General features: G+C 71.5%; 20 protein-coding genes and 1 pseudogene. 16 read left to right on the top strand and 5 right to left on the bottom strand.

Annotation, left to right across the window (positions count from 1 at the left end; translation table 11 throughout):
- Window positions 1–398: 398 nt before the first annotated feature.
- The 6 genes from infC to pheT all read left to right on the top strand — a co-directional run bounded on the left by infC (window position 399) and on the right by pheT (window position 6,442).
- Entirely contained in the window at window positions 399–1,049 is a 651-nt protein-coding gene (gene infC, locus ACQEUX_RS13445; protein WP_433046413.1) for a translation initiation factor IF-3, read from the top strand.
- 20 nt (window positions 1,050–1,069) lie between these two features.
- Complete coding sequence (gene rpmI, locus ACQEUX_RS13440; protein ID WP_007458415.1) at window positions 1,070–1,264, top strand: 50S ribosomal protein L35; 195 nt, start codon at window positions 1,070–1,072, stop codon at window positions 1,262–1,264.
- 32 nt (window positions 1,265–1,296) lie between these two features.
- Window positions 1,297–1,689: a 50S ribosomal protein L20 gene (rplT, locus tag ACQEUX_RS13435; RefSeq protein WP_007458417.1), complete on the top strand. Its 393-nt coding sequence runs from the start codon at window positions 1,297–1,299 to the stop codon at window positions 1,687–1,689.
- A gap of 83 nt (window positions 1,690–1,772) precedes the next feature.
- Complete coding sequence (locus tag ACQEUX_RS13430; protein WP_433046407.1) at window positions 1,773–2,570, top strand: TrmH family RNA methyltransferase; 798 nt, start codon at window positions 1,773–1,775, stop codon at window positions 2,568–2,570.
- Between the two features lie 217 nt (window positions 2,571–2,787).
- Window positions 2,788–3,855, top strand: a complete 1,068-nt coding sequence (gene pheS, locus ACQEUX_RS13425; protein WP_433046404.1) for a phenylalanine--tRNA ligase subunit alpha — start codon at window positions 2,788–2,790, stop codon at window positions 3,853–3,855.
- A gap of 40 nt (window positions 3,856–3,895) precedes the next feature.
- Window positions 3,896–6,442 carry a phenylalanine--tRNA ligase subunit beta gene (pheT, locus tag ACQEUX_RS13420; protein WP_433046401.1) on the top strand — a complete coding sequence of 849 codons (2,547 nt, stop codon included), beginning with the start codon at window positions 3,896–3,898 and terminating at the stop codon, window positions 6,440–6,442.
- Between the two features lie 223 nt (window positions 6,443–6,665).
- Here the strand turns inward: pheT and ACQEUX_RS13415 are convergent.
- Window positions 6,666–6,868, bottom strand: a pseudogene (locus ACQEUX_RS13415) (replication initiator); the annotation flags it as partial.
- A 3-nt stretch (window positions 6,869–6,871) separates the two neighbouring features.
- Complete coding sequence (locus ACQEUX_RS13410) at window positions 6,872–7,405, bottom strand: hypothetical protein (RefSeq protein WP_433046398.1); 534 nt, start codon at window positions 7,403–7,405, stop codon at window positions 6,872–6,874.
- Between the two features lie 538 nt (window positions 7,406–7,943).
- On the opposite strand from ACQEUX_RS13410, the gene ACQEUX_RS13405 reads away from it, so the two are divergent.
- The 10 genes from ACQEUX_RS13405 to argH all read left to right on the top strand — a co-directional run bounded on the left by ACQEUX_RS13405 (window position 7,944) and on the right by argH (window position 18,093).
- Window positions 7,944–8,606, top strand: a complete 663-nt coding sequence (locus tag ACQEUX_RS13405) for a pentapeptide repeat-containing protein (protein WP_433046395.1) — start codon at window positions 7,944–7,946, stop codon at window positions 8,604–8,606.
- A 15-nt stretch (window positions 8,607–8,621) separates the two neighbouring features.
- A complete protein-coding gene (locus ACQEUX_RS13400; protein WP_433046392.1) occupies window positions 8,622–9,191 on the top strand; it encodes a kinase in 570 nt (189 codons plus the stop codon).
- A 239-nt stretch (window positions 9,192–9,430) separates the two neighbouring features.
- Window positions 9,431–10,432, top strand: a complete 1,002-nt coding sequence (argC, locus tag ACQEUX_RS13395; protein WP_433046389.1) for an N-acetyl-gamma-glutamyl-phosphate reductase — start codon at window positions 9,431–9,433, stop codon at window positions 10,430–10,432.
- A gap of 55 nt (window positions 10,433–10,487) precedes the next feature.
- Window positions 10,488–11,660: a bifunctional glutamate N-acetyltransferase/amino-acid acetyltransferase ArgJ gene (argJ, locus tag ACQEUX_RS13390; protein WP_433046386.1), complete on the top strand. Its 1,173-nt coding sequence runs from the start codon at window positions 10,488–10,490 to the stop codon at window positions 11,658–11,660.
- A 114-nt stretch (window positions 11,661–11,774) separates the two neighbouring features.
- The gene (gene argB / locus ACQEUX_RS13385; RefSeq protein ID WP_433046384.1) at window positions 11,775–12,680 is read left to right on the top strand and encodes an acetylglutamate kinase; all 906 of its coding nucleotides are present in this window, start codon (window positions 11,775–11,777) and stop codon (window positions 12,678–12,680) included.
- A complete protein-coding gene (locus ACQEUX_RS13380; protein WP_433046381.1) occupies window positions 12,677–13,906 on the top strand; it encodes an acetylornithine transaminase in 1,230 nt (409 codons plus the stop codon). The genes argB and ACQEUX_RS13380 overlap by 4 nt, the downstream gene beginning before the upstream one ends.
- Window positions 13,903–14,901: an ornithine carbamoyltransferase gene (argF, locus tag ACQEUX_RS13375; protein WP_433046378.1), complete on the top strand. Its 999-nt coding sequence runs from the start codon at window positions 13,903–13,905 to the stop codon at window positions 14,899–14,901. The genes ACQEUX_RS13380 and argF overlap by 4 nt, the downstream gene beginning before the upstream one ends.
- On the top strand, window positions 14,898–15,413 hold the full coding sequence (locus ACQEUX_RS13370; protein ID WP_433046375.1) for an arginine repressor: 516 nt from the start codon (window positions 14,898–14,900) through the stop codon (window positions 15,411–15,413). The genes argF and ACQEUX_RS13370 overlap by 4 nt, the downstream gene beginning before the upstream one ends.
- Window positions 15,410–16,621, top strand: coding sequence for an argininosuccinate synthase (locus ACQEUX_RS13365; RefSeq protein ID WP_433046372.1), 1,212 nt, complete (start codon window positions 15,410–15,412; stop codon window positions 16,619–16,621). Before ACQEUX_RS13370 ends, ACQEUX_RS13365 begins: the two co-directional genes overlap by 4 nt.
- Before the next feature lie 8 nt (window positions 16,622–16,629).
- On the top strand, window positions 16,630–18,093 hold the full coding sequence (argH, locus tag ACQEUX_RS13360; RefSeq protein WP_433049802.1) for an argininosuccinate lyase: 1,464 nt from the start codon (window positions 16,630–16,632) through the stop codon (window positions 18,091–18,093).
- Between the two features lie 117 nt (window positions 18,094–18,210).
- Here the strand turns inward: argH and ACQEUX_RS13355 are convergent, their stop codons facing one another.
- The 3 genes from ACQEUX_RS13355 to ACQEUX_RS13345 all read right to left on the bottom strand — a co-directional run bounded on the left by ACQEUX_RS13355 (window position 18,211) and on the right by ACQEUX_RS13345 (window position 21,650).
- Complete coding sequence (locus tag ACQEUX_RS13355; RefSeq protein WP_433046369.1) at window positions 18,211–19,068, bottom strand: hypothetical protein; 858 nt, start codon at window positions 19,066–19,068, stop codon at window positions 18,211–18,213.
- Window positions 19,069–19,108: 40 nt separating this feature from the next.
- The gene (locus ACQEUX_RS13350; protein WP_433046366.1) at window positions 19,109–19,957 is read right to left on the bottom strand and encodes a GNAT family N-acetyltransferase; all 849 of its coding nucleotides are present in this window, start codon (window positions 19,955–19,957) and stop codon (window positions 19,109–19,111) included.
- A gap of 175 nt (window positions 19,958–20,132) precedes the next feature.
- Entirely contained in the window at window positions 20,133–21,650 is a 1,518-nt protein-coding gene (locus ACQEUX_RS13345) for a GMC family oxidoreductase (RefSeq protein ID WP_433046363.1), read from the bottom strand.
- Window positions 21,651–21,665 lie beyond the last annotated feature (15 nt).

Below are 21,665 nucleotides of genomic sequence, written 5' to 3'. Positions count from 1 at the left end.
CCCGCCCCACTCGACGTACCGGACCCACGCCCGTCCGCGGTCTGGCGAGATCCCGGGGGCGCGGCCGGAGTGGTCGGGTGTGCCCGGTTTGGGGGCGGCCGGGGCGCCGGTGTAGTGTTATCGAGTCGACCAGGCTGTCTCCGCGTGCGAGCAGACAGCCTTCAAAAGCGGAGCGCCTGCTCCCACCCGAGTCGCCGCTACGGTGGCCGGGTCCGGTCCCCGGTTCCGGGCACGTCCCGGCGCCGGATGCGCGATCCTGTGATCGTGCTGACCGGTCGAGCGGGCCCTGGCATGCGCCGGGGCCTTCTGCTTTTCGGGTCGGTTCCCACCCGGGAGCCGCAGGGGTCGGCAACAGAGCAGAAACGACTCGAGGAGGCCCCATCAGCGTCGAACCACGCGTGAACGAGCAGATCCGGGCACGTGAGGTCCGACTGGTCGGCCCAGAGGGTGAGCAGGTGGGCATCGTCCCACTGGAGCGCGCCCTTCAGCTGGCCGCGGACGTCGATCTGGACCTGGTCGAGGTTGCGCCGATGGCGCGCCCGCCGGTGTGCAAGCTCATGGACTTCGGCAAGTTCAAGTATGAGAGCGCACTGAAGGCGCGCGAAGCGCGGCGTAACCAGCAGCAGACCGTCATCAAGGAAATGAAGCTTCGGCCGAAGATCGACCCGCACGACTACGAGACCAAGAAGGGTCACGTGGTGCGGTTCCTCAAGGCGGGCGACAAGGTCAAGGTGACGATCATGTTCCGCGGTCGCGAGCAGAGTCGTCCTGAGCTGGGTTACCGGCTCCTGCGCCGGCTCGAATCCGAGATCACGGACCTGGGATACGTCGAGGCCGCTCCGAAGCAGGACGGCCGAAACATGATCATGGTTCTCGCTCCGCATCGGGCCGTCAAGGCCTCCGCGGTCGCCGCCACGGCGTCCCGCGGTGCACCTCGGGACCGGGCAGCGGACGAATCCGACGTTCCGGCAGCCGATGAGACCGCGGCGGTCGGCGAGACCGCAGCAGCCGGTGACACCGGCACCGCCGCCGATACCAGCGGCGAGTAACAGGGGAGAAGACGTTCCACATGCCGAAGATGAAGAGCCACACGGGTATGGGTAAGCGGGTCAAGGTGACCGGCAAGGGCAAGATCGTTGCCCAGCAGGCCGGCCTCCGCCACAACCTGGAGAAGAAGCCCTCCACCCAGACCCGCCGGCTGACCGGCACGGTCGTGCTGGCCAAGGCCGACGTCAAGCGCATCAAGAAGCTGCTCGGCCGCTGACGCGCGCCACCTTTACGTAAGAAGGAGTTGAGATGGCACGCGTCAAGCGGGCTGTAAACGCCCAGAAGAAGCGTCGTACCCTGCTGGAGACCGCGAGCGGTTACCGCGGTCAGCGCTCCCGGCTGTACCGCAAGGCCAAGGAGCAGGTGCTGCACTCGATGCAGTACGCCTACCGGGACCGTCGTGACCGCAAGGGCGACTTCCGGCAGCTGTGGATCCAGCGGATCAACGCGGGCGCCCGGGCGAACGGGATGACCTACAACCGCCTGATCCAGGGCCTGCGTCTGGCCGGCATCGAGGTCGACCGCAAGATCCTGGCCGACATGGCTGTCAACGACGCCGCCTCTTTCGCGGCGATCGTCGAGCTGGCCCGGGCCGCGGTCACGGCCGAGGGCACCGGCGGCGCGGCGGCTCAGGCCGCCTGATCCCCACGCACCAGAGCGAGGCGTCTCCCGTGTCGGCACCGCCGTCCGGGGGGCGCCTCAATCGTGCCGGAGGAGCGCACACCATGGCCTTCACCCCGCGTACCCCCAGGGTTGTCGCCGCCCGCCGCCTGCAACGCCGCCGGGACCGCGACGCCACCGGCCGGTTCCTGGCCGAGGGACCGCAGGCGGTCCGGGAGGCCCTCGCGCGGCCGGGGGTGGTCACCGAACTGTTCGGTACGCCCACCGCCCTCGACCGGCATCCGGAGTTGGCCGCCACGGCGGCCCACGCGGACGTGCCGGTCTCCGAGGTGACCGACGACGCCCTCGCCGCGTTGGCCGAGACCGTCGCCCCGCAGGGGCTGGTCGCCGTCTGCCGGCACCTGGACGTGCCGCTGGAGCAGGCCCTCGCGGGCGCGCCCCGACTCGTGGCGGTGCTCGCCGAGATCCGCGACCCGGGCAACGCCGGCACGGTGCTGCGCACCGCCGACGCGGCCGGGGCGGGCGCGGTGGTCTTCGCCGGTGACGCCGTCGACCCGTACAACGGCAAGTGTGTACGGGCCTCGGCCGGCAGCCTCTTCCACGTCGACGTGGTCCGCGCCCCCGACCCGGTCGCCGTGGTCGACGCGCTGCGCGCAGCAGGGCTGTCGGTCTTCGCGACCACGGGGTACGGCGACAGCGACCTCGACGACCTCGCCGACGAGGGACGGCTCGCCGCGCCCACCGCCTGGTTGTTCGGCTCCGAGGCGCACGGGCTGCCCGAGGAGCTGACCGCCGCGGCCGACGCCCGGGTCCGGGTGCCGCTGCACGGGCGCGCGGAGAGCCTCAACCTGGCTGCCGCGGCCGCGATCTGCCTGTACGCTTCAGCGAGAGCACAGCGCTGAGGGCGACCAGCCCGGCGCGACTGACAGCAGGGGAGAGCGTCCGTCCATGAACGCGCCACGGCGTTCGTTTAGCCAGCCCGCCGGTGTCGGCGGGCGGCGGGCCTGACCTGCTTCCTGCGTAACTCCTACCGGCGGGCTGCGGCACAGCCGCGCGTCCGTAGACTCGCTTAGCCGCCCGTTGAGGGCTGGCGCCGCCGTGAGGGAGTGCCCGTACGCCATGAGCTACCGCAACGATCCGTACGACCCGAAGCAGGTCGCCCTGCTCGATCCCGCTGCCCTGGACGAGGCTGTCGCGGACGCCACGAAGGCGTTCACCGCGGCGACCGACCCGGACGCGCTGAGCGCGCTGCGCTCGGTGCACCTCGGTGACCGGTCGCCGGTCTCGCTGGCCCGCCGGGAGATCGGCGCGTTGCCGCCGGCCGCGAAGTCCGACGCCGGCAAGCGGGTCAACGAGGCCCGCCGGGCGATCGAGACCGCGTACACCGACCGTGCCGAGGTGCTGGAGCGCGAGCAGGCCGAGCGGGTGCTGGTCGAGGAGCGGGTGGACGTCACCCTGCCCTACGACCGGCGTCCGCGTGGCGCCCGACACCCGCTGAGCACCCTGATGGAGTCGATCAGCGACCTCTTCGTCGGCATGGGCTACGAGGTGGCCGAAGGGCCCGAGGTCGACCTGGAGTGGGTCAACTTCGACGCGCTGAACATCCCCGCCGACCATCCGGCGCGCGGTCTGATGGACACGTTCCACATCGCACCGGAGGGCTCGGGCCTCGTCCTGCGGACACACACCTCGACGGTGCAGACCCGCACCATGCTCAGCCGCAAGCCGCCGATCTACGTGATCGTGCCCGGCCGCGTCTACCGCACCGACGAGATCGACGCCACCCACAGCCCGGTGTTCCACCAGGCCGAGGGCCTGGTGGTCGACAAGGGCATCACCATGGCGCACCTGCGGGGCACGCTCGACCACTTCGCCCGGGCGATGTTCGGCCCGGAGGCGAAGACCCGGTGGCGGCCGCACTACTTCCCGTTCACCGAGCCGTCGGCGGAGTTCGACGTGTGGTTCCCGGAGCACCGCGACGGCCCGCAGTGGGTCGAGTGGGGCGGCTGCGGAATGGTCAACCCGCGGGTGCTGCGCGCCTGCGGCGTCGACCCCGAGGTCTACTCCGGATTCGCCTTCGGCATGGGCATCGACCGGACCCTGATGGTCCGGCACGGGGTCAGCGACATCCGCCATCTCTTCGAGGGCGACGTGCGGTTCAGCCGCGCGCTCGGGACCGGGGCGTAGGCGATGCGGGTACGAGACACGGGAACGGTGGTCTGAAGTCATGCGAGTTTCTGTCAGTTGGCTGCGGGAGTACGTCGACCTGCCCGCCGACCTGCCCACCGGTGACCTGGAGCAGGCCCTGGTCGACCTCGGTATCGAGGTCGAGTCCGTGGTGGACCTTGCCGAGACCGTCACCGGCAAACTCGTTGTCGGTGAGGTCCGCGAGATCGAGGAGCTCACCGGCTTCAAGAAGCCGATCCGGTTCTGCCGGGTCGACGTGGGTGACGCCAACGGCACCGGTGAGCCGCAGGAGATCGTCTGCGGGGCGCGCAACTTCGCCCCGGGTGACCGGGTGGTGGTGATCCTGCCCGGCGGTGTGCTGCCCGGCGGCTTCGCCATCGGCGCCCGCAAGACGTACGGGCACAACTCCGCGGGCATGATCTGCTCGGCGAAGGAGCTGGGCCTGGGCGACGACCACTCCGGCATCATCGTGCTGGGCCCGGACGTGACGGCCAAGCCGGGCGACGACGCGCGCCCGGTGGTCGGCCTCGACGATGTCGTGCTCGAGCTGGAGATCACCCCCGACCGGGGGTACGCGCTGAGCCTGCGCGGCCTGGCCCGGGAGCTGGCGCACGCGTTCGACCTGCCGCTGCGCGACCCGGCCCTGGTGCCCGCCCCGGGCGGCACCGAGGCGCCGGCGTACCCGGTGGAGGTGCGTGACCCGGTCGGCTGTGACCGGTTCACCGCCCGCCTGGTCCGTGGTGTCGACCCGACCGCGCCCACGCCGTCCTGGATGCAGCAGCGGCTCGTCACCGCCGGCATCCGCAGCATCTCGCTGCCGGTCGACATCACCAACTACGTGATGCTGGAGCTGGGCCAGCCGATGCACGCCTTCGACGCCGATCGGATCGCCGGGCCGCTGGTGGTCCGTCGCGCCGACGCGGGGGAGAAGCTGACCACGCTCGACGGGGTCAACCGGGTGCTCACCGCGGAGGACATGGTCATCTGCGACGACACCGGGCCGATCTCGCTGGCCGCGGTGATGGGCGGCGAGACCAGCGAGGTCGTCGCCGGCACCACCACCGTGCTCTTCGAGGCCGCGCACTGGGACCCGGCGATGGTCGGGCGGACGGCCCGCCGGCACAAGCTGTTCAGCGAGGCCGCGAAGCGCTGGGAGCGGGGCGTCGACCCGGCCGTCGCGTTGGTGGCGCTGGAGCGTGCCGTGCGGCTGCTCACCGAACACGGCGGTGGCACCCCGAGCACGGAGATCCTCGACATCGACCACGTCCGGCCGCGTACCCCGATCACCCTTCCGGCGGACCTGCCCACCCGGCGGGTCGGTGTCGAGTACCCGCCGGCGCGGGTGGTCGCCCTGCTGGAGCGGGTCGGCTGCACGGTCGCGCAGGGCGCCGACCGGCTGTCCGAGGACCCGGGCGCGGTCGGCGTGGCCAGCGGCGCCGGGACGACGCTGAGCGTCACCCCGCCGACCTGGCGGCCCGACCTGACCGATCCGGCCGACCTGGTCGAGGAGGTCGTCCGCCTCGACGGGTACGACCGGGTGCCGTCGGTGCTGCCGACCGCTCCTCCCGGTCGCGGCCTGACCCCGCGCCAGCGTCGGCGCCGGGCGGTCGCCGGGTCGCTGGCGGAGCGGGGGTACGTGGAGGTGCTCGCGCACCCGTTCGTGTCACCAGAGTTGGCCGACCAGCTCGGCCTCCCGGCCGACGACCCGCGCCGGCCGGCGGTGCGGCTGGCCAACCCGCTGTCCGAGGAGGAGCCGCTGCTGCGCACCACGCTCCTCGGCCCGCTGCTCGGCATCCTCAAGCGCAACCTCGGCCGGGGCCACCGCGACCTCGCGCTCTACGAGATCGGCGCGGTGTTCCACCCACGGGTCGGCGCCGGCAGCCCACCGGCGATGGGCGTCGACCGGCGCCCCACCGACGCGGAGTTCGCCGCCGCCGACGCGGTGGTGCCGGCGCAGCCGGTGCACGTCGCGGTGGTGCTGGCCGGCGACGTCGACCCCGCCGGCTGGTGGGGTGCGGGTCGCCCGGCCGGCTGGGCGGACGCGATCGAGGCGGCCCGCGACGTGCTGGCCGCCGCCGGAGTCCCCGACGAGCGGGTCGAGGTGCGCGCGGCCGAGTACGCGCCGTGGCACCCGGGCCGCTGCGCCGAGCTGCGGGTCGACGGCACGATCGTCGGGCACGCCGGAGAGCTGCACCCGGTCGCGGTGGCGGCGCTGGAGCTGCCCCGCCGCACCTGCGCGATGGAACTGGACCTCGACGCGCTGCCGTCGACCCCGGTGACGCCCGCGCCGACGGTCTCCGGCTTCCCGCCGGCGCTGATCGACGTGGCGCTGGTGGTGGACGACTCGGTGCCGGCGGAGCAGGTGCGCCGGGCGCTGGAGGCGGGCGCCGGTGAGCTGCTGGAGGACGTGCGACTGTTCGACGTGTACGCCGGAGCGCAACTCGGCGCCGGTCGCCGATCGCTGGCGTACAAGCTGACCTTCCGCGCACCGGACCGGACGCTCACCGTCGAGGAGGCGGTCGCGGCGCGGGACGCGGCAGTCGCCGTCGCGGCGGAACGTTTCGGCGCCACCCTGCGCGGCGCCTGACGGGGTCGGCCGCCCCCGCCCCGCGATCTCTTAATCCGCGGGTTCGGGTTCGAGTCCCTGGCGGTGCACCAACGAGCAAGGCCCTGACCCAGTGGTTCACACTGGGTCAGGGCCTTCTTCGTGTCCGCGGTGGTGGGTGGTCGCTCGGCGGGTGCTCGGGAGCCGTTGGACGGGGCTACGCCGGTGGGGACAGGGTGCGGTGGACAGGTAGGACCCGCGAGGGTTTTCCGGACCAGTCGCGGGAGACGAGGATGCGCCGGCCGCCGATGCTGAGGGTGGCCCGTTGGTGGCCCTTGCCCTTGCAGCGCCCGGCTTGCAGCCGCCCATGTGCCTCATGGCCTTGTTCGGCTGGACGCCATACAGGAGCCAGTTGGCGCACCGCTCGTTGTACGGCGTGACGCGCAGCTGGTGCCACAGCCGGTCGAGGGGTCAGCGACCGGGTGGGCTCACGGTGGTGATCGGAACACCGGCGCGGCGGGAGATCAGGCCGGCCAGTTGGTCCACGTCGGCGTAGGTGGTGTTGAGGGTCCAGTCAACGGTCTCCGGGCGCGGCGGACGCCGCAGCTTCAGCGTGTAGTGCAGCGTCGTGCCGGCCGGCAGCGAGTTCACCGCGTACGAGGTTTCCTCGGTGCTGATGGACATTACGTCGGCCCACGGCACGCCGACAAGGCGGCGGCCAGCGGCATCGACGAAGCCGCCAGCGAAGACATAGAGCCCGCCGCGTGTCCGCCGGAACCACACGTACACCCAGGCAGCGACGCTCAGCAGAGCCAGCGTCATCCCGGTGAGGGTCAGGGCGTTATACGGACCGTTGACGAGGAAGTTCGCGGTGACGATCAGCAGCACACAGCAGAACACGATCCCGGGAAGGCCGGGCTGGCGGAGCACCCGCCGCTCGAATCGGCCGAGTTCTAGGCGCCGCGCCAGTGCCGCAACCGCTTCGCTCGGGGTATCAATCGACATGGCCTGCGCAGGGGGTAGATGGGGACGGTCGCTCTTGCACCCTAGCTGGAATACACATAGTTAGCACTAGGCGGGCGGCCGGGTGGGGGCCTCGCCTGTGTGTTCGCGCCATCGGCCGTTGTCGGCGTGCATGAGCCGCTGAACCATCCGCCGGGCTTCATCGTCGTCCCGCCCTCCGAACCGGACGTGCAACTCTCGCTGCATCCGGCCGTCGATGTCCAGAGGGATCATCAAGACATGGGTGACCGGGCGGCCGTGCGGCGGTTGTCGCCGCGGCGGTGGCGGATCCCGTCTTTCTTGGCTCAGCACGTTTCGGGTGTCCACGTCGGATGTGGCGTTGGTCTGTGACGTGTCGCGACTGACGGCTCATCGGGACCGGTCCTGGCTGCATGAGGCGGGGCTGGTGCGCCGAGAGCGCTCGGAGGAGGACACAGCCGGCCTGGCCGAGGCAACTGGAAACAGTGACCTGCCGACCGGTGGGGCACATCCGACGCGCGAGATGGCGAGCCCATTTCCCTTCGCAGCAGGTTGAGGACACGTGCGCACCACGACAGTCGGCGAGGTGAAGATCCTGCTACCGGACCTCGCCCCGGAGGACCTCGACCGCATGACCGACCTGGCCGATGGCCTCACCGAGGCTTTCGTCGAGGGCACGTCGTGGCGTGGTGTGCACCTGGAGGGTCACCGCATCCGCAGCAGCCTGATCACCGGTGGCGACCTCAGCGAGAGCACCTGGGAAGTCGGCAGCCTCTACGGCTGCGAGATCACCCGCACCGATTTCTCCGGGGCGGCCCTGACCGGCGTCACCATCGAACGGTGCGCGATCACCGGCTCACGGTTCACCGGCACCAGGCTGACCGACGTACGCCTCAAGGACGTCCTGTTCGACGGCTGCCGCTTCGACTACGCCACCTTCCAACGCGTCACCGCCGTCGGCTCGGTCGCCTTCACCGACTGCACCCTCACCAACGGCACCTGGTCCACCTGCCGGCTCCCTGGAATCGCGCTGCGGTCCTGCGACCTCGCCGGTCTGGAGCTGGTCTCCTGCCGCCTCGACGGCGTCGACCTGCGAGGCAGCCGACTCCGCGGGCTCAAGACGCCACTCGACAACCTGGTCGGCGTCACCCTCGCGGAGAACCAACTGCCCGACCTCACCCAGTTGGCCATCGCCGCCCTCAAACTGACCGTCCGCAACGACTGACTACGAGGGGGCACCGTGGCCGCTGACTCCGTCCCGACCGGCAGCCCGGAAACGATCCTCGTCTGCATTCGAGGCAACTCCGGCTCGGGTAAGAGCAGCATCGCCCGTGAACTGCGGCGTCGGCATGGCCGGGGCTGTGCGCTGGTTGAGCAGGACTACCTGCGCCGCATCCTGCTGCGCGAGCGGGACAAGCCCGGCGGTGCGGCACCGGCGCTGATCGGACAGACCGTCCGGTTCGCGCTCGACCACGGTTACCACGTGGTGCTGGAGGGAATCATGCACACCAGCCGCTACCGGAGCATGCTGACGAGCCTGCGAGACGGTCATCGGGGGCGGTCGCTGTTCTGCTACCTCGACGTGTCCCTACCCGAGACGCTGCGGCGGCACCTCACGCGCCCGCAGGTTAGCGAGTTCAGCGCCGAGCAGATGAGCGGCTGGTACGCCGCGCACGACGCTCTGGGCTGGCCCGACGAGCTGGTCCTGCCGGAGAGCACCGGGCTGGAGGAGGCCGTCCAGGCCATCGCCGCAGCCGCCGGACTACCACAGGCCAGACGTGACGACGATATGCTCCCGATCGTCCCGTAGGAGCCGCGAGGAGCCCGCGCCGCCGTGCGAGCGGGGATTCCGGCACGATCTCGCGGCCCACCGCCTCGGGGCGAGCGGCTTCTTCACCGACCTGGCGGGCTACGTCCGCACCCACCCGCACGGGCCGCGACGGGGCGGACCCTGGGGTAGGGCTACATCACCATGCAGCCGACTGTATGAAGTTGCAGTGGGTGCCAGTGCGCTGCTAGCCTTCGCTGCATAGTCATGCGGAGGTGAGTATGGGGATCCGAGTCGCGGTTGCCGGTGCGAGCGGCTACGCCGGGGGTGAGCTGCTGCGCCTGGTCGCCGGGCACCCGGAGTTCGACCTGGTCGCCGCCACCGCGCACAGCCAGGCCGGGCACCGGGTCGACGTGGTGCACCCGCAGCTCACCGGGCTCGACCTGGTGCTCGGGGAGACCGACCCGACGACCCTGGCCGACGCGGACCTGGTCTTCCTGGCTCTGCCGCACGGCCAGTCGGCGGCCCTCGCGGCCGAACTCCCGGCCGAGGTGCGGATCGTCGACCTGGGTGCCGACCACCGGCTGGCCGACCCGTACGCCTGGGCGCAGTACTACGGCGGCACGCACGCCGGGCAGTGGACCTACGGCCTGCCCGAGCTGCCCGGCCAGCGGGAGCTGATCGCCGGCTCCACCCGGGTGGCGAATACCGGCTGCTACGCCGCCGCGATCACCCTGGCGCTCGCGCCGCTGATCGCCGACGGCGCGGCCAGCCCCGTCGACGTGGTGGTGGTCGCCGCCTCCGGCACCTCCGGCGCCGGGCGGGCGGCGAAGCCGCACCTGCTGGCCAGCGAGGTGATGGGGGACCTGTCGCCGTACCGGGTGGGCACCCACCAGCACGTACCGGAGATCAAGCAGGCCACCGGTGCGACCGGCCTGTCGCTCACCCCGGTCCTGGCGCCGATGCCGCGCGGCATCCTGGCCACGGTCACCGCGGTGCCGGTGCGCGGCGTCGACCCACAGCAGGTGCTGGCGCAGGCGTACGCGGACGCGCCGTTCGTGCACGTGCTGCCGGAGGGCCGCTGGCCGCACACCGCCGCCACCCTGGGCTCGAACTCCTGCCACCTGCAGGCCACCGTCGACGTCGACTCGGGTCGTCTGATCGTGCTCAGCGCGTTGGACAACCTCGGCAAGGGCGCAGCCGGTCAGGCCGTACAGAACGCCAACCTGATGCTCGGCCTACCGGAGACGACGGGCCTGTCGATCTGGGGAGTCACCCCGTGAGCGCGAGGAGTGCAGCGCAGCGGAGCCCCGCAGTCGCGAACGAAAGGCAAGCACCGTGAGTGTCACCACCCCACGGGGGTTCCGGGCGGCCGGGGTGGCCGCCGGCCTCAAGGCCAGCGGTGGCGCGGACGTCGCCCTGGTAGTCAACGACGGCCCGGACGCCGGTGTCGCCGGTGTCTTCACCACCAACCGGGTCAAGGCCGCGCCGGTGCTCTGGAGCCAGCAGGTGGTGCAGGGCGGTGTGGTCCGCGCAGTGGTGCTCAACTCCGGTGGCGCCAACGCCTGCACCGGCCCGGCCGGCTTCCAGGACACGCACGCCACCGCCGAGCACACCGCCGCCGCGCTGACGTCGGTCAGCCCACGGCTGATCCTCGGTGCCGGTGAGGTCGCGGTCTGCTCCACCGGGTTGATCGGTGAGCGGCTGCCGATGCCGAAGCTGCTGCCGGGCGTCCGCTCGGCGATCCGGGGGCTGTCGCGGGACGGCGGCCAGGCCGCCGCCGAGGCGATCATGACCACGGACACCCGGCCGAAGACCACGGTGGCCCGGGGCAGCGGCTGGACGGTCGGCGGCATGGCCAAGGGCGCCGGGATGCTCGCGCCGGGGATGGCCACCATGCTCTGCGTGCTGACCACCGACGCGGTGGCCGGGCCGGCGACGCTGGACGCGGCGCTGCGGGCGGCGACCCGGGTCAGCTTCGACCGGGTCGATTCCGACGGTTGCATGTCCACGAACGACACCGTGCTGCTGCTGGCCAGCGGCGCGAGCGGCATCGAGCCGACCCCGGCCGAGCTGACCGCTGCCGTCACCGCGGCGTGTCACGACCTGGCCCAGCAGTTGGTGGCCGACGCCGAGGGCGCCACCAAGCAGATCGCCATCGACGTGGTCGGCGCCGCCGACGAGGACGACGCGGTCGAGGTGGGCCGCACGGTGGCCCGCAACAACCTGGTCAAGACCGCGCTGTTCGGCAACGACCCGAACTGGGGCCGGATCCTCGCCGCCGTCGGCACCACCGCCGCCGCGTTCGAGCCGAACGAGGTGGACGTGGCGGTCAACGGGGTGTGGGTGTGCCGGGGCGGTGCCGCCGCGGAGGACCGCTCGAAGGTCGACCTGACCGGCCGGGACGTGACCATCCGGATCGACCTGCACGCCGGGACGTCGGCCGCGACGATCTGGACCAATGACCTGTCCCACGCGTACGTGCACGAGAACTCGGCGTACTCGTCGTGAGCGCGAGGAACGCAGCGCAGCGGAGTCCCGCAGTCGCGAACGGAAGGCGGGCGTCGTGAGCGCGAGGAACGCAGCGCAGCGGAGTCCCGCAGTCGCGAACGGAAGGCTGGCGCGGTGAGTCTCAGCACCGACCTCACCCGCGCCCAGGCCAAGGCGGAGACGCTGATCGAGGCGCTGCCCTGGCTGGCGCGCTTCTCCGGCTCCACGGTCGTGGTCAAGTACGGCGGAAACGCCATGACCGACCCCGAGTTGCAGCGGGCGTTCGCCGCCGACATGGTGTTCCTGCGGTACGCCGGCCTCAGACCCGTGGTGGTGCACGGCGGTGGTCCGCAGATCTCTGCCATGCTGGGTCGGCTCGGCATCGCCAGCGAGTTCCGGGGTGGACTGCGGGTGACCACCGCCGAGGCGATGGACGTTGTCCGGATGGTGCTGGTCGGGCAGGTGGGTCGTGAACTGGTCGGGTTGATCAACTCGCACGGCCCGTACGCCGTGGGCCTCTCCGGCGAGGACGCCCGGCTGTTCACCGCGGTGCGCCGCCCCGCGTACGTGGACGGGCTGCCGGTCGACGTCGGCCAGGTCGGGGACGTCGAGTCTGTCGACGTGTCCGCGGTGACCGACCTGATCGAGGCCGGTCGGATCCCGGTGATCTCGACGGTGGCGCCGGACGTGGACGGGGTGCTGCACAACCTCAACGCGGACACGGCCGCCGCGGCGCTGGCCATCGCGTTGCAGGCCCGCAAGCTGGTCGTGCTCACCGACGTGCCCGGCCTGTACGCCGACTGGCCGGACACCACCAGCCTGGTCTCCGAGATCACCGCGGACGACCTGGCCAAGCTGCTGCCCAGTCTGGAGTCGGGGATGGTGCCGAAGATGGAGGCCTGCCTGCGGGCGGTGCGTGGGGGAGTGCCCGCCGCGCACGTCGTCGACGGTCGGGTGGCGCACTCCACGTTGCTCGAGGTGTTCACCTCGGAAGGGTTCGGAACGATGGTGGTGCCAGAAGACGGGACGGTCGAGTCGTGAGCACGTTGGCGCAGCGCTGGACGCAATCCATGATGAACAACTACGGCACGCCACCGCTGGCGCTGGTCTCCGGCGCCGGTGCCGTCGTGGTCGACGACGCCGGGCGGGAGTACCTCGACCTGGTGGGTGGCATCGCGGTGAACGCCCTCGGCCACGCCCACCCGGCCGTGGTGGCCGCGGTGTCGAAGCAGGTCGCGACCCTCGGGCACGTTTCCAACCTCTACGTCGCCGAGCCGCCGGTCGCCCTGGCCGAACTGCTGTTGGCGCTCGCCGGCCGGCCCGGCCGGGTCTTCTTCGCCAACTCCGGCGCGGAGGCGAACGAGGCGGCGTTCAAGCTTTCCCGGCGTACCGGGCGCAGCCACGTGGTGGCCACCAACGGCGGTTTCCACGGTCGCACCATGGGTGCGCTCGCCCTGACCGGCCAGCCGGCCAAGGCCGACCCGTTCCGGCCGCTGCCGGGCGAGGTGACCCACGTCGACTACGGCGACGTCGCCGCCCTCGAGGCCGCCGTCACCGACGCCACCGCCATGGTGATCCTGGAGCCCATCCAGGGCGAGAACGGCGTCATCGTCCCGCCGGCCGGCTACCTCGCCGCCGCGCGCCGGATCACCACCCGGCACGGGGCCTTGCTGGTCCTCGACGAGGTGCAGACCGGCATCGGGCGCACCGGGCACTGGTTCGCGTACCAGTCCGAGGGTGTGGAGCCGGACGTGGTCACCCTGGCCAAGGGGCTCGGTGGCGGGCTGCCCATCGGTGCCATGCTGGCCTTCGGCCACGCCGCGGACCTGCTCACCCCCGGCTCGCACGGCACCACCTTCGGCGGCAACCCGGTCAGCTGCGCGGCAGCGCTCGCCGTGGTGGCAACCATCGCGAACGAGGGCCTGCTCGACAACGTCAAGCGGGTCGGTGAGCGGCTGCTCCGGGGCATCGAGGCGCTGGACCACCCGTTGATCGCGGGGGTGCGTGGCGCCGGGCTGCTGCTCGGCGTCGCGCTGACCGCACCGGTGGCGTCGGTGCTCGCCGAGGCCCTGCGGGAGGCCGGTTTCCTGGTCAACCCGGTGCAGCCGGACGTGGTCCGGCTGGCCCCGCCACTGATCCTCACCGCCGCCCAGGCGGACGCCTTCCTCGCCGCGTTGCCCGCCGCGCTGGACGCGACGGCACCGGCCGCCGCCGGCGCGGAGCTCGCCGCACCCACGCTGACCACCACGACGGGGACGACTCGATGACCCGGCACTTCCTGCGCGACGACGACCTCTCGCCCGCCGAGCAGTCCACCGTCCTCGACCTGGCGGCGCGGATGAAGGCGGACCGGTTCGGCCACCGGCCGCTGGCCGGCCCCCGCTCGGTGGCGGTGCTCTTCGACAAGCAGAGCCTGCGGACCAGGATCTCCTTCGACGCCGGGATCGCCGAGCTGGGTGGGCACCCCCTGGTGGTGGACACGCAGGTCACCCACTTCGGCCGGGGTGAGTCCCTCGCGGACGCGGGGCGCGTGCTGTCCCGCTACGTCGCGGCCATCGTGTTGCGGACCCACGGCGACGACCGGATCGCCGAGGTGGCGGCCGGCGCCAGCGTGCCGGTGATCAACGCGCTCACCGACGGCTTCCACCCGTGCCAGCTGCTGGCCGACCTGCTGACCGTGCGCGAGCGGTGCGGCGGCACGGCCGGGCGCACCCTGACGTACGTGGGAGACGGCGCGAACAACATGGCCCAGTCGTACCTGCTGGCCGGGGCGATGGCCGGGATGCACGTCCGGATCGCCGGGCCGGCCGGGTTCGCCCCGGACCCGGCCGTGGTGGACCAGGCGGCCCGGATCGCCGCCGGCACCGGCGGGTCGGTGCGGGTCCTGACCGACCCGGCCCAGGCGGTACGCGACGCCGACGTGCTGGCCACCGACACCTGGACGTCGATGGGCCAGGAGTCCGACGGGCTGGACCGGATCACCCCGTTTCTGCCGTACCAGGTCAACAAGGAGCTGCTCGGCCAGGCCGCACCGGACGCGATCGTGCTGCACTGCCTGCCCGCACACCGGGGCGAGGAGATCACCGACGAGGTGCTCGACGGCCCGCAGAGCGCGGTCTTCGACCAGGCGGAGAACCGGCTGCACGCGCAGAAGGCGCTGCTGACGTTCCTGCTGGGCGGCCCCGACCGGGGAGGCCCGGTGAGCGCGAGGAGTGCAGCGCAGCGGAGCCCCGCAGTCGCGAACGAAAGGCCAGTCCTGTGACCGCCCCGCTGACCCGCGCGGCCCGGCACGCCCGGATCGTGGAACTGATCCGCGACAAGGCGATCCGGTCGCAGACCGAGCTGGCCGACCTGCTCGCCTCCGACGGCATCGGCGTCACCCAGGCCACCCTCTCCAGGGACCTCGACGAGCTGGGCGCGGTCAAGGTACGCGGCGGCGACGGCCCGGCCGTCTACCTGATCCCCGAGGACGGCCAGCGGCCGCTGCGCGACGCCGAGGCCGCACCGGCCCGGCTGGTGCGGCTGCTGCACGAACTGCTCAACGGGGTCGACTCCAGCGGCAACATCGCCGTGCTGCGTACCCCACCGGGCGCAGCCCAATACCTGGCCAGTGCGTTGGACCGAGCGGGCCTGCCCGAGATCGTCGGCACCATCGCCGGCGACGACACCATCCTCGTCGTGGCCCGCGAGGCCGTCGGCGGGGCCGCACTCGGTGACAAGCTCGCCGGCTGGGCCCGCCGGGAAGACAGCGTTGAAGGGACCACCACATCGTGACCGAGCGGGTCGTTCTTGCGTATTCCGGAGGTCTGGACACCTCCGTCGCCATTCCCTACCTGGCCGAGCAGACCGGCGCCGAGATGATCGCCGTGGCGGTCGACGTCGGGCAGGGCGGCGAGGACCTCGACGCCATCCGGCAGCGTGCCCTGGACTGTGGCGCCGTCGAGTCCGAGGTGGTCGACGCGCGCGACGAGTTCGCCGCCGACTACTGCCTGCCGGCCATCCGGGCCAACGCCCTCTACATGGACCGCTACCCGCTGGTCTCGGCGCTGTCCCGGCCGCTGATCGTCAAGCACCTGGTGACCGCGGCGCGTCAGCACGGCGGAACGATCGTGTCGCACGGCTGCACCGGCAAGGGCAACGACCAGGTCCGGTTCGAGGTGGGGCTGAACGCGCTCGCCCCCGACCTGAAGATCATCGCGCCGGCCCGGGACTTCGCCTGGACGCGGGACAAGGCGATCGCCTTCGCGGAGGAGAAGGGGCTGCCGATCGACGTGTCGGCCAAGTCTCCGTACTCGATCGACCAGAACCTGTTCGGTCGCGCCGTGGAGACGGGCTTCCTGGAGGACATCTGGAACGCCCCGATCGAGGACCTCTACTCGTACACTGCCGACCCGGCGCAGGAACGCGACGCCGACGAGGTCGTGATCACCTTCGACGGTGGCGTGCCGGTGGCGATCGACGGTGAGACGGTCACCCCGTACCAGGCGATTCTGGAGCTGAACCGGCGCGCCGGCGCCCAGGGCGTCGGCCGGCTCGACATGGTCGAGGACCGCCTCGTGGGCATCAAGAGCCGCGAGGTGTACGAGGCTCCCGGCGCGATCGCGCTGATCACCGCCCACCAGGAGCTGGAGGCGGTGACCGTGGAGCGGGACCTGGCCCGGTTCAAGAAGAGCGTCGACCAGCGCTGGGGCGAGCTCGTCTACGACGGCCTGTGGTTCTCGCCGCTGAAGGACTCGCTGGACGCGTTCATCGACGACGCGCAGCGGCACGTGAGCGGCGAGGTGCGGATGACCCTGCACGGCGGCCGGGCCACCGTCACCGGCCGGCGTTCCGAGGCGAGCCTCTACGACTTCGGGATGGCCACCTACGACACCGGCGACACCTTCGACCAGTCCCTGGCGAAGGGCTTCGTGCAGCTGTGGGGCCTTCCGAGCCGGATGGCCTCCGCTCGGGACGCCCGGCTGGGCGGGTCGGGCCGATGACCCCCACAATGGGCGGCGTGGACGACAAGAGCCTCACCGAGAACAGCGCCGCCACCAACCGCACGAGCCTGTGGGGTGGCCGGTTCGCCGGCGGCCCCGCCGAGGCGCTCGCCCGACTGTCGGTGAGCGTGCAGTTCGACTGGCGCCTGGCCCCGTACGACATCGCCGGTTCCCGCGCGCACGCCCGGGTCCTCGCCGGTGCCGGCCTGCTCGACCCCGAGGAACTGGGCCGGATCCTCGCCGCCCTGGACGACCTGGAGGCCGCCTGCGCCTCCGGGGCGTTCCGCCCCACCATCGATGACGAGGACGTGCACACCGCGCTGGAGCGCGGTCTGCTGGAGCGCCTCGGCAGCCTCGGCGGCAAGCTGCGCGCTGGCCGGTCCCGCAACGACCAGGTCGCCACGGATCTGCGGCTCTACCTGCGTGACCACGCCCGGGGCGTGGCCAGCCGCCTCGTCGAGCTGGCCGATGCGCTGGTCGAGCAGGCCGAGCGACACATCGACACGGCCGCGCCCGGCATGACCCACCTCCAGCACGCCCAGCCGGTCACGTTCGGGCACTGGTTGCTCGCCCACGTGCAGCCGCTGCTGCGCGACCTGGAGCGGCTGCGCGACTGGGACCACCGGGCGGCGATCAGCCCGCTCGGCGCGGGTGCGCTGGCCGGCTCCGGGCTGCCGCTGGACCCGATGGCCGTGGCGAAGGAGCTGGGCTTCCGTACGTCGTTCGCCAACTCGATGGACGCCGTCGCCGACCGTGATTTTGTCGCCGAGTTCCTCTTCATCACCGCCATGATCGGGGTGCACCTGTCCCGCCTCGGCGAGGAGGTGGTGCTCTGGACGTCGCACGAGTTCGGCTGGGTGGAGCTGGACGACTCGTTCGCCACCGGCTCGTCGATCATGCCGCAGAAGAAGAACGCGGACATCGCCGAGCTGGCCCGGGGCAAGTCCGGCCGGCTGGTCGGCGGCCTGATGACCGTGCTCACCATGCTCAAGGGTCTGCCGATGACCTACGACCGGGACATGCAGGAGGACAAGGAGCCGGCCTTCGACGCGGTCGACACCCTTGAGCTGCTGCTCCCGGCCCTGGCGGGAATGATCTCCACGATGACCGTCCGGGTGGACCGTCTCGTCGCCGCCGCCCCGGTCGGTTTCTCCCTCGCCACCGAGGTTGCCGACTGGCTGGTCCGACGTAACGTGCCGTTCCGTGACGCGCACGAGATCACCGGCCGGCTGGTGGCGCTCTGCGTGGCTCGGGAGTGCGAGCTGGAAGACGTCTCCGACGACGACCTGGCCGCGATCAGTGGGCACCTCGACCCGTCGGTGCGTGACGTGCTCACGGTCCGTTCGGCCCTCGCGGCCCGGACCACTCCCGGCTCCACCGGCCCCGGCCCGGTCGCCGACCAGCTCGCCGCCGCGGCCGACCGGCTGGCCAGCTGGCGGGAGTGGGCCACCGAACGGGTCGTCCCGCGCTGATCTCGCCGTGGCGTCGGCGCGTGCCGTCGGCGCCACGGCCGGTTCAGGCCGTCTCTCCTGGAAGAGCGCTGGCCCCGCTACCCCAGCGAGGCAGCGAGGCAGCGACACGACGATCCGTCAGTTGGGCCAGTTCCTTACCGCTTGTCCGATCTCAGAGTCGATGTCGTCGAGCATCGCGAGAACTTCCGGCTGGGTCAGCTCCGGGCCCCGTGACAACTCACACAGGCGCTGGAAGGCTGCCGGCCCATGTCTGTCCCACAGCCGCCGGGCCACAATGATCAGTCCGAGTTGGAACCAGATGTAGTTGGCCACGCCGTTGAGCCCGTGTCCGTCTGCCGGCTCCCGGATGCGGGCAAGCGCGCGTATCGGCCACTGCACCGGCGCCGACCAGCAGGCCGCCGCCGCGTCGAGGATCGGCAGCATCTCCGCCTCGACGTCCGAGAGGTAACCGACCATGCCGACGTTCGCGATCAACTCCCGGAGCCAGAGGTTGCCTGGGTCGTGCCAGCCCGCGAAGTCGTGCGAGAGATGGCTCATCTCATGGGCCACGAACAGGTCGTTCAGTGGGGCGAGGTCGATCGGGTCGCCGAAGCGGGCATTCAACTGCCCCTTGGTCTGCCGCGGCAGCTCCGGGATGACGTTGTCCAGGAAAGCGTCCCACATCGGGGGAAGTTCCTGGTTGATCACCATTCGGTCCCGGGACACGTGCACCACGCCGTAGATCGGGAAGATGGCGACCTTCTGCCAGTCCTGCGGACCGACCACGAAGAGCGGCGGTGTCGGCGGGGCGCCGACCGTCTCGGACAACCAGGCAGCCACCTGTTGTGCGCGCTGTGCGACGAGCCCACCCCGCTCGACCCCGCCCGGACTGACATGGACGGGGAATGGAAATCCGGTGACCTCGTGCAGCCCGCTGAGGTCCGGAGCGCGCCGCTCGGGCCGCTGCGTCGGTGTCTCGCCAGTTTTCGTGCTCATGTCCAACCAATCGTCAGGGCGCTCGGGGCCGGTGAACGGCTCACGAGCGCGACGTCGTCACGCGGGTGGTCTCTGGCCGCCAGATCCAGTTCCGGCGGTCGTAGAGCCGGGTGAATCCGGCCCTGGCCATGTTGTTCAGCGATGGGTTCATACCCTCGACCTCGGGCTTGCCGACCTCGCTGACGAGCCAGCGGCAACCGGCTGCCGCGGCGTACTCGGCTCGGGCGGCGATCAGGGCCGACTGCACGCCACGCCGGCGGTGACTCTCCCGGGTCGCCCCGGAGTTGAGGTGGGCCGACTTCCCGTGCAGGAAGAGGTTGGCCACGCCGACCATCTGGTCGCCGTCCCACGCGGCGAACGCCTGGAAGCCGTCGGTCCGGGCCACGGCGGCAAACACCTCGATCAGGTGCTGGTCGGGCACGCCGAAGAACTCCCAGAGCCGCGTCGCCCACTCGTCGGTCTCCTGCGCACCGACCTGCCCGACGCGCAGATCCGTGCTGGCGGGCGTGACGTCGTCCACCTCCGCCGCGAATCGGACCAGCTCGCCGCCCGGTTCGAGGCCGTGGGCGGCGCTGATCTCGGCCCAGTCGCTCGGCAGGAGTTCCGGGGCGATCTGGATGTGGGCCATCGGGCTGCCGTGTGCCCGGTGGAAGTCGAGCACCTCGCTGATCAACCTGTCGGTGACCGATTCGGAGACACCGAGCCCGAGGGACTTGTTGAACATGCCGCCCGTCGGGTCGTTGCGAACGGAGACCGTTGTCCCGCCGCCGATCCGGCCGGTGGTGATGCCGAGCGCTCGGCGGGTCGGCTCGGGTACAGCGGCGTCCAATTGGTAGTTCACCTCCGCCTCGACGAGTTCGGCGATCCTGGTCAGGTCAGCTGGTGACATGGGAGCTCCGGTCAATGGTTGGACTCGCTTGCCCGAGGGTTCATCCGATCCACCGGGCGGCGGCAGGGGAGCGGGTCGGCGTCCCAGCGGGATCGAGATAACAGGCTGGACGGCAGACCGGGCGCGGTGTGCGGGCGGCGTGGCGGTAGGGACCAGGGCCGGCCCAGGGCTCGGTTCATCGACGGGTAAGGCCCCTGATGAGATCCGCCGCCCGTTCGGCCACGGCCAGCACAGTCGCATGCGTGTTGGCGGCCGGGATGGAGGGCATGACGGACGCGTCGGCGATACGCAGCCCGGTGACTCCCCTGACCCGCAACTCCTCGTCGACGACGGAGGTCGGGTCCGAGCCCATCCGGCAGGAGCCGACCGGATGCCAGTAGACGACAAGGCTTTCTTGGATGTACTGGCCCAGGGTCGCGTCGTGGTTGATCGGTCCCGGGACCACCTCCTCGCCTCGCCACGGGGCAAGCGCGGGTGCCGCACCGATCTGGCGGGCAGCGCGCAGTCCCCCGATCATGGCGTCGAGGTCGCGGGGGTCGGCGTAGCAGTTGGGGTCGAGCAGCAGGGGTGCCTCCGGGCTCGGGCCCGACAGGCGGATCGTGCCGCGGCTGCGTGGGTTCATCAGCGAGACGAGGAAGGAGTATCCGTGGCCGTATTCGACCTGCGGAGCCAACGGCGACAGCGGCGCCTCGCTGAGGATGAGCTGCACGTCGGGCACGGCGAGGGCGGGGTCGCTGCGCAGGCGTACACCCACCTCGGCGTGGTTCCCGGCACTGCGGGGAATCTCTCGCGATGAGGTGTAGGTGACGGTGGTGGTGGGGTGGTCGTGGTAGTTGGCGCCGACCTCGGGCGCGTCCACCAGCACGTCGATGCCGACCTCGCCCAGATGCTCCTTGGGGCCGATCCCCGAGAGCATCAGGAGCTGCGCCGAGCCGATCGTGCCCGCCGTCAACACCACCTCACCGGAGCACTGCGCCGACTTCGTCTCGCCCGCGACGGTGTAGTCGACGCCGACGCACCGGTTACCGTCGAAGACAAGCCGGTGGACCAGTGCGTCCGTCACCACGTCGAGGTTCGGCCGGTGCAGGTTCGGTCGGAGATAGGCGTCGGCGGCGGTCTGGCGTACGCCGTCGACGATGTTGAGGTCGAACAGGCCGACTCCGTCTTCAATTCCGTTGGAGAAGTCGACGGCACGCGGGTGTCCCGCCTCCACGGCTGCCTCTCCTGCCGCCTCCATCAGCGGGTGCACGGACGTCGCAGGGGCCACCTGCATCGGGCCCTCCTGGCCGCGGATGGCAGCGTTCTTGCCCCGCGTCCGTTCGGTGCGCTGGAAGTACGGCAGCAGGTCGTCGTAGCCCCAGCCGTTCGCGCCCGCCGCCGGCCAGGCGTCGTAGCTCGACCGGTGGGCGCGAAGGAAGATCATGCCGTTGATGGCGGAGGAGCCACCGAGCCCGCGGCCCCGTGGCTGCAGGATGGTCGCGCCGGTCTGCGCATGCGGCACCGAGACGTCACCCCAGTTGGCGGGCGAGTTCGTAAGGGCGGGCCATGCCGCCGGTACGGCGCTCAGCGCCGGCAATTCCCGGCTCCCGGCCTCCAGGAGCAGCACCCGCACGGAGAGGCGTACGGACAGCCGCGCCGCGATCACCGATCCGGCCGAGCCGCCGCCTACCACGATGTAGTCATAATCAGGCATTGATGGTCCTCATTT

The organism is Micromonospora sp. CA-259024 (genome assembly GCF_050936255.1).
GTDB lineage: Bacteria > Actinomycetota > Actinomycetes > Mycobacteriales > Micromonosporaceae > Micromonospora.
This window is presented reverse-complemented; position numbering and strand designations above follow the sequence as displayed.

Coding starts and splice junctions, on each gene's coding strand:
- rpmI (WP_007458415.1), top strand. CDS start 1,070: ATGCCGAAGATGAAGAGCCACACGGGTATGGGTAAGCGGGTCAAGGTG.
- rplT (WP_007458417.1), top strand. CDS start 1,297: ATGGCACGCGTCAAGCGGGCTGTAAACGCCCAGAAGAAGCGTCGTACC.
- ACQEUX_RS13430 (WP_433046407.1), top strand. CDS start 1,773: ATGGCCTTCACCCCGCGTACCCCCAGGGTTGTCGCCGCCCGCCGCCTG.
- pheS (WP_433046404.1), top strand. CDS start 2,788: ATGAGCTACCGCAACGATCCGTACGACCCGAAGCAGGTCGCCCTGCTC.
- pheT (WP_433046401.1), top strand. CDS start 3,896: ATGCGAGTTTCTGTCAGTTGGCTGCGGGAGTACGTCGACCTGCCCGCC.
- ACQEUX_RS13410 (WP_433046398.1), bottom strand. CDS start 7,405: ATGTCGATTGATACCCCGAGCGAAGCGGTTGCGGCACTGGCGCGGCGC.
- argC (WP_433046389.1), top strand. CDS start 9,431: ATGGGGATCCGAGTCGCGGTTGCCGGTGCGAGCGGCTACGCCGGGGGT.
- argF (WP_433046378.1), top strand. CDS start 13,903: ATGACCCGGCACTTCCTGCGCGACGACGACCTCTCGCCCGCCGAGCAG.
- argH (WP_433049802.1), top strand. CDS start 16,630: ATGGGCGGCGTGGACGACAAGAGCCTCACCGAGAACAGCGCCGCCACC.
- ACQEUX_RS13355 (WP_433046369.1), bottom strand. CDS start 19,068: ATGAGCACGAAAACTGGCGAGACACCGACGCAGCGGCCCGAGCGGCGC.
- ACQEUX_RS13350 (WP_433046366.1), bottom strand. CDS start 19,957: ATGTCACCAGCTGACCTGACCAGGATCGCCGAACTCGTCGAGGCGGAG.
- ACQEUX_RS13345 (WP_433046363.1), bottom strand. CDS start 21,650: ATGCCTGATTATGACTACATCGTGGTAGGCGGCGGCTCGGCCGGATCG.